At 48.2% G+C, this 16,116-nt stretch carries 18 protein-coding genes; 17 read left to right on the plus strand and 1 reads right to left on the minus strand.

Annotated elements, in window-relative coordinates:
- Positions 1–12: 12 nt before the first annotated feature.
- From HWQ67_RS03210 to HWQ67_RS03280, 15 genes are all read left to right on the plus strand, one after another.
- The gene (locus HWQ67_RS03210) at positions 13–195 is read left to right on the plus strand and encodes a DUF5618 family protein (RefSeq protein ID WP_255317088.1); all 183 of its coding nucleotides are present in this window, start codon (positions 13–15) and stop codon (positions 193–195) included.
- Positions 196–216: 21 nt separating this feature from the next.
- Positions 217–390 (plus strand): hypothetical protein, encoded by a 174-nt coding sequence (locus HWQ67_RS03215; RefSeq protein WP_218251207.1) that lies wholly within the window; start codon positions 217–219, stop codon positions 388–390.
- A 95-nt stretch (positions 391–485) separates the two neighbouring features.
- Positions 486–908, plus strand: a complete 423-nt coding sequence (locus tag HWQ67_RS03220; RefSeq protein WP_218251208.1) for a hypothetical protein — start codon at positions 486–488, stop codon at positions 906–908.
- A gap of 275 nt (positions 909–1,183) precedes the next feature.
- The gene (locus tag HWQ67_RS03225) at positions 1,184–1,444 is read left to right on the plus strand and encodes a co-chaperone GroES (RefSeq protein WP_040335169.1); all 261 of its coding nucleotides are present in this window, start codon (positions 1,184–1,186) and stop codon (positions 1,442–1,444) included.
- 36 nt (positions 1,445–1,480) lie between these two features.
- Positions 1,481–3,124 (plus strand): chaperonin GroEL, encoded by a 1,644-nt coding sequence (gene groL / locus HWQ67_RS03230; RefSeq protein ID WP_218251209.1) that lies wholly within the window; start codon positions 1,481–1,483, stop codon positions 3,122–3,124.
- 146 nt (positions 3,125–3,270) lie between these two features.
- Positions 3,271–4,290: a heat-inducible transcriptional repressor HrcA gene (gene hrcA, locus HWQ67_RS03235; RefSeq protein WP_218251210.1), complete on the plus strand. Its 1,020-nt coding sequence runs from the start codon at positions 3,271–3,273 to the stop codon at positions 4,288–4,290.
- 19 nt (positions 4,291–4,309) lie between these two features.
- On the plus strand, positions 4,310–4,885 hold the full coding sequence (gene grpE, locus HWQ67_RS03240; protein WP_218251211.1) for a nucleotide exchange factor GrpE: 576 nt from the start codon (positions 4,310–4,312) through the stop codon (positions 4,883–4,885).
- 87 nt (positions 4,886–4,972) lie between these two features.
- On the plus strand, positions 4,973–6,889 hold the full coding sequence (gene dnaK, locus HWQ67_RS03245; RefSeq protein WP_218251212.1) for a molecular chaperone DnaK: 1,917 nt from the start codon (positions 4,973–4,975) through the stop codon (positions 6,887–6,889).
- Positions 6,890–6,919: 30 nt separating this feature from the next.
- Positions 6,920–8,023 carry a molecular chaperone DnaJ gene (dnaJ, locus tag HWQ67_RS03250; protein WP_218251213.1) on the plus strand — a complete coding sequence of 368 codons (1,104 nt, stop codon included), beginning with the start codon at positions 6,920–6,922 and terminating at the stop codon, positions 8,021–8,023.
- A gap of 393 nt (positions 8,024–8,416) precedes the next feature.
- Entirely contained in the window at positions 8,417–9,451 is a 1,035-nt protein-coding gene (waaF, locus tag HWQ67_RS03255) for a lipopolysaccharide heptosyltransferase II (RefSeq protein ID WP_218251214.1), read from the plus strand.
- 27 nt (positions 9,452–9,478) lie between these two features.
- Entirely contained in the window at positions 9,479–9,781 is a 303-nt protein-coding gene (locus HWQ67_RS03260; protein WP_218251215.1) for a hypothetical protein, read from the plus strand.
- A gap of 33 nt (positions 9,782–9,814) precedes the next feature.
- Positions 9,815–10,087 carry a hypothetical protein gene (locus HWQ67_RS03265; protein WP_218251216.1) on the plus strand — a complete coding sequence of 91 codons (273 nt, stop codon included), beginning with the start codon at positions 9,815–9,817 and terminating at the stop codon, positions 10,085–10,087.
- 14 nt (positions 10,088–10,101) lie between these two features.
- On the plus strand, positions 10,102–10,269 hold the full coding sequence (locus tag HWQ67_RS03270; RefSeq protein WP_218251217.1) for a hypothetical protein: 168 nt from the start codon (positions 10,102–10,104) through the stop codon (positions 10,267–10,269).
- 121 nt (positions 10,270–10,390) lie between these two features.
- Entirely contained in the window at positions 10,391–11,596 is a 1,206-nt protein-coding gene (locus HWQ67_RS03275; protein WP_218251218.1) for a pyrophosphate--fructose-6-phosphate 1-phosphotransferase, read from the plus strand.
- 112 nt (positions 11,597–11,708) lie between these two features.
- Positions 11,709–13,088 (plus strand): methyl-accepting chemotaxis protein, encoded by a 1,380-nt coding sequence (locus tag HWQ67_RS03280; protein ID WP_255317089.1) that lies wholly within the window; start codon positions 11,709–11,711, stop codon positions 13,086–13,088.
- Between the two features lie 34 nt (positions 13,089–13,122).
- Here the strand turns inward: HWQ67_RS03280 and HWQ67_RS03285 are convergent, their stop codons facing one another.
- The gene (locus HWQ67_RS03285; protein WP_218251219.1) at positions 13,123–13,287 is read right to left on the minus strand and encodes a hypothetical protein; all 165 of its coding nucleotides are present in this window, start codon (positions 13,285–13,287) and stop codon (positions 13,123–13,125) included.
- 97 nt (positions 13,288–13,384) lie between these two features.
- Between HWQ67_RS03285 and HWQ67_RS03290 the strand changes: the two genes are divergently transcribed.
- Positions 13,385–13,873, plus strand: a complete 489-nt coding sequence (locus tag HWQ67_RS03290) for a Uma2 family endonuclease (protein ID WP_218251220.1) — start codon at positions 13,385–13,387, stop codon at positions 13,871–13,873.
- Between the two features lie 83 nt (positions 13,874–13,956).
- Complete coding sequence (locus HWQ67_RS03295; RefSeq protein WP_218251221.1) at positions 13,957–16,059, plus strand: ATP-binding protein; 2,103 nt, start codon at positions 13,957–13,959, stop codon at positions 16,057–16,059.
- Positions 16,060–16,116: the final 57 nt, after the last annotated feature.

Genomic DNA, 16,116 nt, shown 5'->3' on the forward strand with positions numbered 1-16,116 from the left:
TTTTAAGGATATATGGCGGCTCTACAGAAGCATCTGTCTGTACACAATGGTAACCTCGTCAGAGAGTTTGACCTGCTCTACGATACCTTGCATATAGCAGGCTACTATCGAGGGTTACTGTCAGGTGTGGCGGTAGTGAAGGATGCCCTTAAGGCTGCCGATAATTTCATCAGGAAAGTTATTGGGAATCCTTAAAACGAACGTTTGAGGTGAGAAATGATGACGTTGCAAGAGATCGAAAGGGCAATAACAGACCTATCGGAAGACGATTTTGCAAAGCTGAGGAACTGGTTTGAAGAACTCGACGCCGAGATTTGGGACAGGCAATTTGAACAAGATGCAACGCCCGGCAGACAGAGAGTCATCTCCGAGGGGGCTCAGGGATTTTAAAAGTGGCAACTATAAAGAGATATGAGACATTAGAGCGTTTTGCCTGAATGTGATTGATTGTGCTATACTATATCAAAAAAGGAGGATTAACAAGTATGGGAACAGAGACTTTATCGCCGGAGATGACAAGCACTATCAAACAACTTATCTTGGATACCTTGAAAGAGATGTCTATGCAAGCGCCGGACAACTTGACGTTGTTGTTTTTTCAGTTAAGCAAGGAGTTTGGGGATTTCAAAAGAGAAGTCGAATTAAGGTTCGACAAGGTCGATGAACGGTTCGACAAGGTCGATGAACGGTTCGACAAGGTCGATGAACGGTTCGACAAGGTCGATGAACGGTTCGACAAGGTCGATGAGCGGTTTGCTAAGGTCGATGAGCGGTTCGACAAGATTGAGAGAGAAATGGTGACGAAGGATTACCTGAAGGAGGCTCTGACAGATTTTGCAGCCCAAATAGGAGTGGGCGTGAGGAAGATAGTCAAAGAAGAGATGAAACAAGCACTATCAGAGCAGTAGACAACTATGATGGCTGTGTGTTGCGTAAAAAAAGGGAGCATTATTATATTAGGGGCAGATGCTCCTCTTTTTTTGTCCTTGGTGATTTAACAGAGATAATTGTGTAATAATACGATATCAGCAGATAAAAGCCTAATATTTTAGTTTACGCCAGTAATCCACCATTTATCCGGTCAAAATGGACGTTGCATAAGATGTGACGGATGTGTCAAATTACTATCAGCACTCGTTGATGGTGAGTGCTAACAACAGTAAATCGAAAGGAGATAAAGTCTATGAAGTTCAAACCTCTGAAAGAACGTGTGTTTGTCAGTTACAAGGAAGAAATGGCCATGACTGCCGGCGGACTCTACGTCCCCGATACAGCCAAGGAAAAACCACAAAGGGGAAAGGTCGAGGCCGTTGGCTCGGAAGTCAAGGAACTCAAGGTCGGTGATGAAGTCCTGTTTGACAAGTACTCAGGCTCAAAGGTTAATATCGACGGTACGGATTATCTGATCGTCAAAGAAGAAGACATTCTAGGAATTATTGAATAAAGTGCGAGCCGCACTGGCAATAAAAGGAGGATATAAATGGCTGCAAAACAACTGGCCTTTGATGAGGCCGCACGTAGGGAAATATTAGAGGGGATATCGATTCTAAACAACGCCGTCAAGGCAACCCTTGGCCCTAAGGGCAGAAATGTTATCATCGACAAGAAATTTGGCTCCCCCACGATCACCAAAGACGGCGTCACGGTGGCAAAAGAAATAGAGCTAAAAGACCCCTACCAGAACATGGGCGCACAGCTCCTCAAGGAAGTCGCCTCCAAGACCTCTGACATCGCCGGAGATGGCACCACGACCGCCACGGTCCTGGGACATGCCATCTATAGAGAAGGTATCAAGAACGTCGTAGCAGGCGCAAACTCTATGGACCTCAAGCGGGGCATCGAAAAGGCCGTCGAAGCCGTCGTTGCCAAACTCAAGAGCCTGAGCAAGCCCGTCGCCGATAAGAAAGAGATCGCACAGGTTGGCACAATTTCGGCCAACAACGACCCCTCCGTGGGCAACCTCATAGCCGAAGCCATGGACAAGGTCGGCAAGGATGGCGTCATCACCGTCGAAGAGGCCAAGAGCATGGTCACCTCCCTGGAGGTCGTCGAGGGAATGCAGTTTGACAGGGGATACATCTCGCCGTACTTCGTCACCGACTCCGAGCGGATGGAGTGCGTCCAGGAGGATGCATACATCCTGCTGCACGACAAGAAGGTTTCCAGCATGAAAGACCTCCTGCCACTGTTGGAGCAGATCGCAAAGATGGGTAAACCCCTCATGATAATCGCCGAGGACATCGAGGGCGAGGCCCTTGCCACCCTCGTGGTCAACAAGCTGCGCGGAACGCTGCACGTCAGCGCCGTAAAGGCCCCGGGCTTTGGCGAAAGAAGAAAGGCCATGCTTGAGGACATAGCAGTACTGACCGGTGGCACCGTTATCTCTGACGACCTGGGCATGAAGCTCGAAAACGTCAAGATGATAGACCTCGGAAGGGCAAAGAAGGTCACCGTTGACAAGGACAACACGACCATCATAGATGGCGGAGGCGATACCGCCAAGATTCAGGGCAGGGTCAAGCAGATAAAGACACAGATCGAGGAGACCACCTCCGATTACGATAGAGAGAAGCTCCAGGAGAGGCTTGCCAAACTGGTTGGCGGCGTGGCGGTCATAAACGTCGGTGCTGCAACAGAGACCGAAATGAAAGAGAAAAAGGCCAGGGTAGAAGACGCCCTCCACGCCACAAGGGCAGCCGTTGAAGAGGGTATCGTCCCCGGTGGCGGCGTGGCACTCTTGCGCTGCATCTCGGCCATCGATGATCTCAACCTCGAAGGCGACCTCAAGATCGGTGCCAACATCGTCAAGAAGGCACTCGAAGAGCCTATCAGGCAGATCGTATACAACACAGGCCTGGAAAGCGCCACCGTCATAGAGAAGGTAAAGGCCTCCAACGAGGTCAACTATGGCTTCGACGCACAAAACGAGGTCTTTGTCGATATGATCCAGTCCGGTATAATCGACCCCACAAAGGTCACCAGGTGCGCCCTGCAGAACGCCGCATCGGTGTCGGCCCTGATGCTAACAACCGCAGTGATGATCACAGAACTGCCGGATAAAGAAGAAAAGATGCCACACGGTGGAGGACATCCAGGCATGGGCGGCATGGGAGATATGTACTAAAATCACTTTTACGCTTGTCAACACGAGGGGGGGCTGTATTGGCCCCCCCATATTATTTGACACGCTGATTGGTAAAATATTAAGGGGTTTTGACAATAGGGATTTTAACGGCACATTTATGTTAAAATAACTGGTAAATTGGTAAAATGGATGAGAGAACGAAAAAGATACTGATAGCCGTCATACAGAGCTATATACAGTCGGCAGCTCCGGTGGGCTCGAGGTACATAAGCAAAAAGTACGGCTTGGGTATATCCCCTGCCACGATCAGAAACACCATGTCAGATCTGGAAGAGATGGGTTATCTCAGCCAGCCGCACACATCCTCCGGAAGGATGCCAACCGATAAGGGCTACAGACTGTTCGTGGAGGAACTACGTGCCTGCAGCGTCAATGCCAACGACGACCTGCTTGCACTGCTTGCTACCCAAAACCTCTGCTCTATGGGAGACCTCAACGACCTGCTCGACTCCGTTACCCGGATGCTTTCCGAGTACTCGCGCTACCTGGTCGTGACCCTGTCTTCTACGATGGAAAAATGCATCCTGAAAAAAATAGACTTCTCCGTCCTCAGGGACAACGTCGTCGTTGTCTTGTTGCTGACCGAAGAAGGGGTTGTCAAGCATAAGACGGTTGAAAGCAGGGACGGCCTGACGCAGGGCGACCTCAGACAGATGGCCGCATATCTGAACTCACAGTTCAAAGGCTGCACGTTGGGCGATATACGCAATGCCCTCCTTGACATCGTCTACCAGGAGATGGCCATGAGGGATGACCTCATAGCGGTGGCGCTTAATCTGTGCAAGAATGCTATATACCCCTGTAATCTGGACGTCTTTATATCGGGCATAAGCGCCCTCATAGACTTGCCGGATTTCTGCGATATACAGAAGATAAAGGAACTTTCAAAGGCGGTTGACGATAAACAAAAAATCATAAACCTGCTCGATAAGATGATGGAAAGTGAGGGCGTGCAGGTCTACATAGGCACCGAGTCCTTCCTCGATACCGAGGAGTTAAGCCTGGTGGCGTCAACTTTTTGTGACAAGGGCAGGCCCTTCGGTGTGCTTGGCCTCATAGGTCCACAGAGAATGGACTATGCAAACGCCATCTCAATTGTTGATACTTCTGCCAGGTTTCTTTCCAATCACTTGCAGGGCAGATGACAGGAGTGTGGATACAAACATGGACGAACACAATATCAATGAACAACAGAGAGATAACGTACAAGGAGATAACGCCGTTACGCCACCAGAGGTCGTTGATGTCGTGGTGGTCGAGCAGGGGCAGCCAGAAGGACAACCCGATACGGCTGAACTGGAAAAGATAAAGGAACAGATGGCCGAAACAAAAGATAAGTATATGAGACTTTACGCGGAGTTTGATAATTATAAAAAGCGCGTGCAGAGGGAAAAAGAGGATATCCTGAAGTATGGCATGGAGCCTCTGGTGGGTGATCTCTTGCCGGTTATAGACAACCTCGAGGCGGCATTGAGCCACGCCTCAAACTCCACGGCTGCATCGTTGTCCACAGGGGTGGAGCTGACCCTCAAGGAGTTCAAAAAGGCCCTCAGCCGATACGGCGTGGTTGAAATCGAGGCAAAGGGCAAACCCTTTGACCCCGCCTTCCACGAGGCCATGGCAGAGACCGAAAACAACAACGTGGACGACAGAACGGTGCTGGAGGAGTTCAGAAAGGGATATATGTTTAAGGAACGGGTGTTGAGGGCCTCGCTGGTGAAGGTCTCCAAAAAAGCCTGAACCATAGACATAATGAAAGGTCTTTGACAATGATAACCAAAAAGATGATTAAGTCGATCAACACAGAGATAAAGAAGGAGGAAGAAAATGGGTAAGGCAATAGGCATTGACCTTGGAACGACTAATTCTTGTGTGGCTGTTGTGCAGGGGGGGGAACCCGTTGTTATACCCAATCAGGAAGGCAGCAGGACTACACCATCGGTTGTTGCCTTTACGGATAAGGGTGAGAGACTCGTTGGACAGATAGCCAAGAGACAGGCAATAACAAACCCTGAGAATACGGTTTTTTCCGTCAAAAGACTGATGGGCAGGAAGTTTGATTCCAGAGAGGTACAGGATGCCAAAAAGAGACTACCTTACAAGATAGCAGAGGCCGCTAACAGTGATGCCCACGTTGAGTGTCGGGGCAAACGCTATTCCCCGCCGGAGATTTCGGCCATGATCCTGCAAAAACTCAAGCAGGCCGCAGAAGACTTCCTCGGAGAGCCTGTCACCGAGGCCGTGATCACCGTGCCGGCCTACTTCGATGACAGTCAGAGACAGGCCACAAAGGACGCCGGAAAAATAGCCGGCCTCAACGTACTGAGGATCATTAACGAGCCAACGGCAGCATCGCTGGCCTACGGCATTGATAAAAAGAAGGAAGAAAAGGTCGCCGTCTATGACCTCGGAGGCGGTACCTTTGACATCTCCATCCTTGAGATTGGTGAGGGTGTCATCGAGGTCAAGTCTACCAATGGGGATACCTACCTCGGAGGGGACGACTTCGACATCAGAATAATGGACTGGCTGGTGGAGGAGTTCAGAAAGGAGCAGGGTATAGACCTCAAAAATGACAAGATGGCCCTGCAGAGGTTGAAGGAGGCCGCAGAGAGGGCAAAGATAGAACTCTCAAGCGCTGCCGAAACGGAGATCAACCTGCCCTTTGTCACGGCCGATGCCGCAGGCCCAAAGCACTTGCTTGTCAAGCTCTCCAGGGCAAAGTTTGAACAGCTCACAGACGATCTTATCAGGAACAGCATCGACCCTTGCAGGTTGGCCCTAAAGGATGCAGGACTGTCAACCTCTGATATCCACGAGGTGTTGCTGGTGGGTGGTTCTACGAGGTCGCCAAAGGTACATCAGACCGTCCAGAGCTTCTTTAACAAGGAGCCTAATAAAACTGTAAACCCTGACGAAGTTGTGGCCGTTGGAGCCGCCATACAGGCTGCCGTCCTCAAGGGAGACGTCAAAGAGGTACTGCTGCTGGATGTAACGCCCCTGTCGCTGGGCATTGAGACCCTCGGTGGTATCTTCACCAAGCTAATAGAGCGAAACACTACAATCCCGACAAAGAAATCGCAGGTATTTTCAACGGCCACGGACAACCAACCGGCCGTCACGATAAAGGTCTTTCAGGGTGAGCGTGAAATGGCCTCAGACAACAAACTCCTGGGAAACTTTGAGCTGCTTGGCATCCCGCCGGCACAGCGTGGAATACCCCAGATAGAGGTGACATTTGACATCGATGCAAACGGCATCCTGCACGTCTCTGCCAAGGACCTTGGCACCGGCACGGAGCAGTCTATCAGGATAACCGCTTCAAGCGGATTGACGGAGGCCGAGATCAAAAAGATGATCCGGGAGGCCGAGTCGCACGGTGAGGAAGATAAGAGAAAGAAGGAACTGGCAGAGGCCAAAAACGAGGCCGATACGCTGGTCTATTCGGTGGAGAAGTCCTTGAAAGAGTACGGTAGCAAGCTCTCCGATTCCGAAAAGAGCGAAGTGGAAAGCGCCCTCAGCAGGTGCAAGGACCTCAAGGACAAGACATCCGACCCACAAGAGTTAAAGTCTGCCATAGAGGTACTGACGACGGCCTCTCACAAGTTTGCCGAACACATATACAAGGACGCCTCGGCCAAAGGGGCAGATGGCGCCGAAAGTGATCTCAAGCAAGAGGCCAAACCTGATGAAGACGTCGTTGAAGCCGAATTTGAAGACGTTGATAAAAAGAAGGATAAATGAAGTGGCCTCAGAGGTAAAAAGCGTTAAGCCATGAAAGATTACTACGATATCTTGGGGGTTGGCAAAAATGCCACCCCCGATGAACTAAAAAAGGCATTCAGGCAACTGGCCCTAAAGTTTCATCCCGACAGAAATTCCGGTGATAAGGCGTCGGAGGAGAAGTTTAAGGAGATCAACGAGGCCTACTCGTGCCTGAGTGACCCCAACAAGCGTGCCAACTACGACAGGTTTGGTACGGCTGATGGCGGCGGTATGGATTTTGGCGGATTTTCTGCTGCCGGTGGTTTTACGGATATCTTTGATGACTTCTTTGGTGACATCTTCAGAAGTGCAACTGGCGGGGGACAACGCAGACAGCGTGCCACGCGTGGGTCTGACCTGCGTTACGACATGGAGTTGTCTCTGAAGGAGGCTGCTTTTGGTACGGAGAAGACTATAAACATCCCGCGACACGAGTCATGCCAGACGTGTTCTGGTACCGGCAGTGCCGACGGCAAGAAGCCTGTTACCTGTACGGTGTGTAACGGGGCAGGGCAGATGCGTTTTCAGCAGGGATTCTTTGCCATAAGCAAGACGTGCAGCCGGTGCAACGGTGCAGGCACGATCATCGTTGAACCGTGCAATCAGTGTCGTGGGGTTGGCAGGATCAAGAGGACTCGTTCGGTGTCGGTCAAGATACCGGCGGGGGTGGACAGCAACACAAAGCTGAAGATGTCCGCAGAGGGGGAGCTTGGCAGTCTTGGTGGGCCTCCAGGGGACCTGTATATATTTATCAGTGTGCAGGATGACCAGTTCTTCAAGAGAGAGGGGATGCATATCATCTGTGACGTTCCGATCAGTTATACGATAGCTGCCCTTGGTGGTGAGGTTGAGATTCCTACGCTTAGGGGGAGTGAGCGTATCAAGATACATTCGGGCACGCAATCCGGTGAGTTGTTCAGGCTCAGGGGCGAGGGGCTTTCCCGCATTGGCGGACACGACAGGGGAGACCAGATCGTAAGGATCGCCATAGATGTCCCAAAGAAGCTCACACAGAGGCAGCGGGAATTACTGGAGGAGCTTGCCAGTATCAACGGAGAGGAAGTGCAGAAGCGTTTTTCCGATAAGGTAAAGGGATTCTTCACCGGCGAATAGTTGCAAGCCAAAATAAAAAAAAAGGGAGAAGGACTCTGTCCTTCTCCCTCAGACCCTCATCCTGCAAGGGGACCAGTCCCCTTGACCCCGTAAAGGACATCTTGTTTACCCACCCAAAATTTATGCTCCCCGTCGAATTGCCTGATGGAATTGACAGCCGTTTGTGTGGTACAATATTAGCGGTCTAAAGGGAAAGCGTATTTAATGATATTTTGGAGAAACCGGGTAGTACCACAATCAACCGTGGTTGCCAGTATTTAAGCCACTTTTATATTTTCGCAGGACGGCATTGTTACTGTGCTTAAGCGATGTGACCACGCCGGACTGGAGTGCTACCAGAAACCGGCAATCGTGATAAAATAGCCAACAGTACAGGGGAAACCGATAGACACAATGAAGATATTGATCATAAAGCCAAGCTCCCTGGGGGATGTCATCCATGCGCTGCCTTTTCTGAGCGCCTTGCGTGAGGGGTATCCGCAGGCCGAAATCCACTGGGTCATCGCCAGGGGGCTGTACGATCTGCTGGATGGCCATCCGATGATCAACAGACTCTGGGCCATAGACAAGGACCAATGGAAGAGACCCTGGCGCATCACAAAAACCGTTGAAGAACTCAACGCCTTACGAGTTGGACTGAGAGATGAACGCTTCGGTGTCGTCGTTGATCTGCAGGGGCTTTTCAGGAGCGGTCTTGTCGCTGCGTTGTCGGGATGCCCACGCAGGATCGGATTAAAGGAGGCCAGGGAGGGCAGCAGGATGTTTTACAATGAACTTGTAGATGGTGGCAGGGACCTGCACGCCGTTGACAGATACCTGAGGGTGGCAACCACCGCACTTGGGTGCAAGGTGCCTTCGGTGGCCTTCCCCCTGCCGATGGGTGAGCCGCCGGAGGGGCTTGCGCAGAGGGACTTTGCCGTCATCGTTCCCGGCGCCCGGTGGAAAACCAAGCAGTGGGAGGCGGAGAAGTTCGGTCAGGTGGCCGCAAGACTGCCTGTCTCTTCGGTTGTCATCGGCAGCGCTGACGACGCAGAGGCCGCAGCGGTGGTAGTTGCGCACTCGGCAGGGAAGGCCATAAACCTTGCCGGCAAGACGTCCTTAAAGGATATCGTCGGTATAATCGGCAGGGCACGCCTCATGATCACCAATGACACCGGCCCCATGCACATCGCAGCAGCCCTGAATGTCCCCGTGTTTGCCGTCTTTGGCCCCACAGACCCAAAACTCACAGGCCCATATGGTTGCTCAGGTTGTGTATTCAGAACCGCAATTGCATGTTCGCCATGCCGTAAGAAAAATTGCAGAACAAAAAAATGTCTGAGGGATTTATCTTTTCAATCGGTTTATGAAACAATATATGACAGTGTTTTCTCAGGTGCTTGCCAGGAGGTTGACCCACTGGCGGCAATAACACTTGTACGGGTTTAGATATTCAAAACAAAGGAGGCAGATATTATGACTATCGGTTTACTTGTAACGAGGGATGGTTTTAAGGAAGACATCGTTGGCCTGACCAAGGCTGCGGCAGGCAAGGGACACACCGTCATCATCTTCATGATGGATGACGGCATACGACACTCACAGGATGCAGACTTCCAGGCGCTGAAGGACCTGCCCGGTGTGAGCATGAGCCTGTGCGACCACAGCGCAAAGCTCAGAGACGTTACCGAGGGTATGATCCCGGCGTGCATCACCGCCGGCAGCCAGTACCAGAACTCAGTAATGAACCAGGACGCCGACCGGGTGATCCTCATTTAACAATCAATAACCAACTGGGAGATAACTAACACTATGGCCAAGAAAATAGCAGTACTCGTAAGAGACAGACAGGGAGAGGCACTAAGGATGAGCATCGGTATAACCGTCATGGACGACATTATAGACGTCTTTATCCTGGACAAAAAGATCGTCGAAAACGAGGAAAACTCCATGAACCTCGAAATGATCAAGGACATGGGCATGAACCTGTGCACAAACATCCAGGGCTACGACGACATACAGTACGTCGCAACAGAGGAAATTGGCAGAAAACTCCTGGAGTATGACAATATCCTTGCTTACTAAAAACCGGAGGTAAAATGAAGATACTACTGATCCAAAAACATGACCTTAACGACACGGGCAAGGTCATAATAGACGAAATGAAGAAACACGCAGAGCTTACTACCATCGATATGCGTACCGACAAGGACTACGGTAAGATTATTGACAGCGTTGTAAGCAACGATAAAGTCATTACGTGGTAGGCGTTGCACGGTGTGGGGGGGAGGTTTGCCCCCCAATTTTTTTTGTTGTCAGAAAAAGTCTTTGCTTATTGTACACTTAAATGTGTATACTGTATAATTATTGTAATAAGGAGGTCATTTTATGCCTAAAAAAGTAGCGCTATTAACGGCGGGCGGATTGGCGCCATGTCTAAGTTCAGCGGTGGGGGGACTCATCCAGCGTTACAGTGAGATATTACCGGAGACGGAGATCATCGGATTTACCAACGGCTATGACGGCCTGCTGCGTAAGAGCTTCATAACGGTTACGCCCGAGGTGAGACAGAACGCCCACCTGCTGCATGGGTTTGGCGGCAGTCCGCTTGGCAATAGCCGTGTGAAACTGACAAACGTCAAGGATTGCGTCAAGAAGGGCCTGGTCAAGGAGGGCCAGAATCCCCTGCACGTGGCAGCGGAAAACCTCAAGGAACTCGGCGTAGAGGTGCTGCACACCATCGGTGGTGATGACACAAGCCTCACGGCGGCAGACCTGGCAAAGTACCTGCACGAAAACGGCTATGAGTTGACCGTCATCGGTCTGCCCAAGACCGTGGACAACGACGTCTCACCCATCGTGCAAACCCTTGGAGCCTACACGGCGGCAGAACACGGGGCAAACTTCTTCTTAAACGTTGTCGGTGAAACCTCGGCAAACCCCGGGATGTTGATAGTCCATGAAGTTATGGGCAGAAACTGCGGCTATCTGACCGCAAGAACCGCTTACGAGTACAACAAACTGATAAAGAGAATATCCTTTGTGGACTCCTTCGGTATCTCAAGCAACACCTACGGGGTGGATGCCGTACTCATACCGGAGGTCGAGTTTGACCTGAACAAGCTGGCCGCCCTTCTCAAGGACAAGCTGGCAAAAAACGACTGCGCCAAGATATTCATATCCGAAGGCGCCGGGGCGGCAGGTATAGTCAAGGAGCTTGAGTCCAAGGGACTTGAGGTTCCACGCGATGCCTTTGGTCACGTGAAACTGGACAAGGTCAACGTTGGACAGTGGCACGCCGACACCCTCTCAGGTATGATCGGAGCCGGCAAGGTGCTCGTACAGAAGAGCGGCTACTATGCCCGTGCGGCCCGGCCAAACATTCATGACATCATGCTGATAAAGTCCATGACGGACCTGGCCGTGGAGATGGCCGTTGCGGGCATACCGGGGATACTCGGACATGATGAAGAGAGAAACGGTGTATTGCGTGCCATCGAATTTACGCGTATCAAAGGGGGCAAGCCCTTTGATCCAAATGTGGATTGGTTTAAGACTCTGCTAAAAGACATCGGGCAGCCGGACCTCAAGTAGCAATACGTGTTATAATCAACAAAATGGCCTCATTCATTTGGTGATAGCTAAGGGGTGGGGCCTTTATTAAAAAACATGAGATTTATGGAGTAAGTAAACTATGCTAAATGATATGAAGATTAAGACCAAGTTGTATCTGGGGTTTGCCGTGGTGTTTTCTCTTATACTGGTAACCGGTGTTATAAACTTTATAAATGTGAAAAACCTCGTAAGTGAGATAAACCATGCAGAGGAGCTCAGCAATAGCCTTATAACTGAAATTGCGAGCAAGGACCAGGCAAGGGGTAAGACAATCCAGGACAAGCTCACGGAGATTCACAATGCCGCTGAATCTGCGGAGACCAGGGATATCATAGTAATGATCGCTATGGTTATACTGACTATGTTGGCAAGTGTGTCTATAGCCATGTTTTTAAACAGGTCGATAACCCAACCGATCATTACTATAGCCGGCACGGCTGAGTCTATATCCGAGGGCAACCTCCACGTGGAATCCATGCGTGTGGATAGCCGTGATGAGGTTGGCACGCTAATGGGTGCGGTTAATCGGATGAAGGACTCGTTAGCCGGTGTTATCGATCAGATATCCGATACGGCGGGGCAGTTGACGTCGGCCTCGGAGGTGTTATCGAGTTCCGTGCAGCAGATAACCCGCAAGGTCGATGACCAGGCATCACGGGCGGGGCAGTTGTCCACCTCTTCGACGGAGATGTCTCAGACGGTTATCGATATAGCCAAGAACGCCTCAGAGATAGCCGCCTCAGCCAGTGACACACTAGCAACGGCACAAAAGGGCGCCGACGTTGTCATCAAGACCGTCAACGAGGTCGATGAGATATCCAACACTGTCTCTAACCTGGCCCAGGTGATGACCACCCTTGGGGATCGCTCCAAACAGATCGGCGACATCGTAAGCGTCATAAATGACATAGCCGACCAGACAAACCTGCTGGCCTTAAACGCCGCCATAGAGGCAGCCAGGGCCGGTGAACAGGGCAGAGGCTTTGCCGTTGTTGCCGATGAGGTCAGGAAGCTCGCCGAAAAAACGGCCAAGGCCACCACCGAAATCAGCGAAATGATAAACGCCATCCAGCGGGAGACGGACAAAGCCGTGTCATCGATGGAGGAGAGTCTCAAGCGCGTTGAATCCGGCTCACGGTTCTCCCAGGAGGCCGGCACGGCACTGCAAACCATCGTCAGCAGTGTGCAGGAGCTTCAGACCATGGTACTACAAATAGCCTCCGCCACCGAGGAGATGTCCACCGTAACCGAAACCATGACAACCGACATAGAATCCATAGCAGCCGCAGCCAACGAAACATCCTCTGATGCAGAGCAGATATCGCGTGCATCGGCAGACCTGACTGACCTTTCGTCAAGTCTTGAAAAGGTACTGAGTCAGTTTAGCTCCACGGGTTCCGGACGAGGACAAAAAGTTGCTCCCAAAAAACGCGGCTCTGCACCACAGTCGCTTAACTGGAACAAGGGATAAGACAGAGAGAAACACACAAAAAAAAGCGTTTTTCTTATAAGTCGCTGACAACTGCAACAGTAGCCGGTTCCTTAACCTTGGCAATGCTGATAAAGCCGGCACCGTAGGATAGGGTGTTGGACGTACCGGATGCTATTGCAAACCGTAAGGTCTGCGGTAGGGGGAGTGTTATCTGCTGGAGCCACGGACATCCCGGCAATTTGAGACATAATTATGTATCCGTAATGTATACGATCGCATATCCTTAATGGTATAATAGCCTTATGACAGCACAAATATTAGAGAGGGATCTAGACTTGACTGAAATAATCAATGGGGTGGAAGTTATGGGGCCTAGCCCGTTTGCAATGCATCAGAATATTAGTTGGAATCTAAACGACATCATAAGCCAATATGTAAAAAAACACAAATTAGGCAAGGTCTTCTATTCCCCCCTTGACGTTATCCTGAAAGAAGGACAACAGAGATTACAACCTGATATTCTGTTTATCAGAAGAGAGAACATGGCCATCGTGCAAGACTGGATCAGGGGCGTGCCCGACATGGTATGTGAGATCGTATCTAAAGGCTCTCATGGTAAAGACACCGTAACCAAGAAAAAGATTTACGAGGATTTCAGAGTGCCCGAGTATTGGATTGTCATCCCGGAGCTTGAAACCATTGAAGTGTTTACCATTGAAGGAGATATCTACGAGTTGTTTTCCCTGGCAGAAGGTGAGGGAGTGGTAAGGTCTAAGGTCATTGAAGGGCTTGAATTCGACGTTAAAGACGTCTTTGAGGAATAAGACCAGGTGATAATCGTAAAGGGCTTTTCTCATAAGTCGCTGACAACGACAGCCGTGGCCAACTCCTTAGGTATTATCTTATCATGATTGAACCAAACTGGGATATTTTTAAGGCAAAATTCAACAAGAAAGAGTCTGCCTTTGAATGGTTGTGTTATCTTTTATTCTGTAAAGAATTTAATCGTAATATCGGCATTGCTGGCTATAAAAATCATGCTGGTATAGAAAAAAGCCCAATCTGTGAGGATGGTGAATGGATTGGTTTTCAGGCAAAATTTTACGAAACAGCCCTTTCAACAAACAAAGATAATTTTATCTCGTCTATAGAAGCAGCGAAAAGCAGGCATCCAGAGCTTACAAAGATATTATTCTACATCCATAAGGATTTCGGGCAGAACCCAACAGGAACAGGACCTAAATATAAAACAGAAATTGAAACTTATGCAAAAAGTAAGGGTGTATCGGTTGAATGGAGGGATGAAGGTTTCTTTAAGTCTCCTTTCGTCTGTGAAGATAACCATCGTATAGCACAGCACTTTTTCAGTTTTGATAAAAGTATAATTGATTTTATCAATGCATTATCCCAACACACAGAATCAATCATAGAGCAGGTACATTCAGAAATAACATTCAATGGCACTAAAATAAAGATAGATAGGACAAAGATTATAGAAGAACTCATAGCAAACTTAAAAGCATCTTCTATAGCAGCTTTAAGCGGTGAAGCTGGTGTCGGGAAAACAGCCTTAATAAAAGATTTTTATAGAAATGTTAAAGATGAAAAGCCTTTTTTTGTTTTCAGGGCTACAGAATTTAACAGTTCCAATGTCAATCAATTTTTTAAATGCTATGGGAATTTTACATTGTCAGATTTCATTGAAGCGTATCAAGATGAAGAAGAGAAATACGTAGTCATTGATTCTGCCGAGAAGTTGTTGGATATAGAAAATAAAGAAATCTTTGAAGAATTCCTATATAATATACATAAAAACAAATGGAAGATTATTTTTACAACAAGGTATGTCTATTTAGACGATCTTAAGAATCAATTTATACAAGTTTATAAGATAAAATTTCAATTTTTAAATATTACAAGTTTTACGAGTAAAGAACTTACCGAGTTTTCCAAAGTCTATAACTTCAATCTTCCTAAAGACAATAATTTGTGTGAACTTTTGCGCAATCCATTTTATCTTAATGAATATCTGCAAAACTATGATAAAATGAAAGATGTTACAAGTAATTTTGATTTTAAGAAGCACCTCTGGGAGAAGCGAATATTAAATTCATCATATCAAAAAGATAATATTCACAGGCAAAGAGAAAAATGCTTCTTAGAGATCGCAAGAGAGAGAGCCAACAAGGGGCATTTTATTGTAAGTGCTCAGGGTTGTGAAGATAAAATACTTAAAGTGTTAACATCTGATGAAATTATTAGGTATGATTCTAACGTTAGAGGATATTTTATTAGTCACGATATATACGAAGAATGGGCACTATATAAAATTATAGAGAGAGCATTTATTCACAAAGAAGATACCAATAGTTTTTATCAAGAGATAGGAAGTGCATTACCAATACGCAGAGCTTTCAGGAACTGGCTATCAGAGAAAATCCTTACTGACAAGCAATATGTTAAACATTTTATAGAGGATACAATTGGAGATGATAAAGTTGAAAGTCATTGGAGAGATGAAGTCTTGGTATCAATATTACTATCCGATTATTCAGAAGAAATCATAGCTTTATTTGAAAAAGAACTCTTAGAAGGTGAGCAAGAACTACTACTGAAAATCATCTCCTTACTTAGAACTGCTTGTAAAGAAATAGATGAAAGTATTTTTGACTCCCTTGGCTTGCCAAAAGCACAAATCACTGCATTGGGTACTCTTTTTACAAAACCAAAAGGCAAGGGATGGAGCCGTGTAATACATTTCATAAACGCTCATAAGGAAAAGTTGGGATTAAAACACATAAAGACTATTCTTCCACTTATTAATGACTGGAATAATAAGAACAAGCAAGGCAAAACAACAAAAGATACAAGCCTGATAGCGTTATTTTATCATGATGAACTCACAAAAAATGATGTAGTGCACTATAGGTCTAAAAGCGAGACAGCTACTCAAATAATACCTAAACTGAGCGATTTACATATTTCCATGACGTTCAATTCAAAAAAGTAGACCCCCCTCTTATTTTAAACTCAAAAATACTCTCATAAGGTGTTAGCGACTGTGAGA

The sequence above is a fragment of the Candidatus Magnetobacterium casense genome, assembly GCF_019173545.1.
GTDB classification, from domain to species: Bacteria; Nitrospirota; Thermodesulfovibrionia; order Thermodesulfovibrionales; family Magnetobacteriaceae; genus Magnetobacterium; species Magnetobacterium cryptolimnobacter.

Coding starts and splice junctions, on each gene's coding strand:
- HWQ67_RS03295 (WP_218251221.1), top strand. CDS start 13,957: ATGATTGAACCAAACTGGGATATTTTTAAGGCAAAATTCAACAAGAAA.
- HWQ67_RS03220 (WP_218251208.1), top strand. CDS start 486: ATGGGAACAGAGACTTTATCGCCGGAGATGACAAGCACTATCAAACAA.
- hrcA (WP_218251210.1), top strand. CDS start 3,271: ATGGATGAGAGAACGAAAAAGATACTGATAGCCGTCATACAGAGCTAT.
- grpE (WP_218251211.1), top strand. CDS start 4,310: ATGGACGAACACAATATCAATGAACAACAGAGAGATAACGTACAAGGA.
- groL (WP_218251209.1), top strand. CDS start 1,481: ATGGCTGCAAAACAACTGGCCTTTGATGAGGCCGCACGTAGGGAAATA.
- HWQ67_RS03210 (WP_255317088.1), top strand. CDS start 13: ATGGCGGCTCTACAGAAGCATCTGTCTGTACACAATGGTAACCTCGTC.
- waaF (WP_218251214.1), top strand. CDS start 8,417: ATGAAGATATTGATCATAAAGCCAAGCTCCCTGGGGGATGTCATCCAT.
- HWQ67_RS03265 (WP_218251216.1), top strand. CDS start 9,815: ATGGCCAAGAAAATAGCAGTACTCGTAAGAGACAGACAGGGAGAGGCA.
- HWQ67_RS03215 (WP_218251207.1), top strand. CDS start 217: ATGATGACGTTGCAAGAGATCGAAAGGGCAATAACAGACCTATCGGAA.
- HWQ67_RS03260 (WP_218251215.1), top strand. CDS start 9,479: ATGACTATCGGTTTACTTGTAACGAGGGATGGTTTTAAGGAAGACATC.
- HWQ67_RS03225 (WP_040335169.1), top strand. CDS start 1,184: ATGAAGTTCAAACCTCTGAAAGAACGTGTGTTTGTCAGTTACAAGGAA.
- HWQ67_RS03280 (WP_255317089.1), top strand. CDS start 11,709: ATGAAGATTAAGACCAAGTTGTATCTGGGGTTTGCCGTGGTGTTTTCT.
- HWQ67_RS03270 (WP_218251217.1), top strand. CDS start 10,102: ATGAAGATACTACTGATCCAAAAACATGACCTTAACGACACGGGCAAG.
- dnaJ (WP_218251213.1), top strand. CDS start 6,920: ATGAAAGATTACTACGATATCTTGGGGGTTGGCAAAAATGCCACCCCC.
- dnaK (WP_218251212.1), top strand. CDS start 4,973: ATGGGTAAGGCAATAGGCATTGACCTTGGAACGACTAATTCTTGTGTG.
- HWQ67_RS03275 (WP_218251218.1), top strand. CDS start 10,391: ATGCCTAAAAAAGTAGCGCTATTAACGGCGGGCGGATTGGCGCCATGT.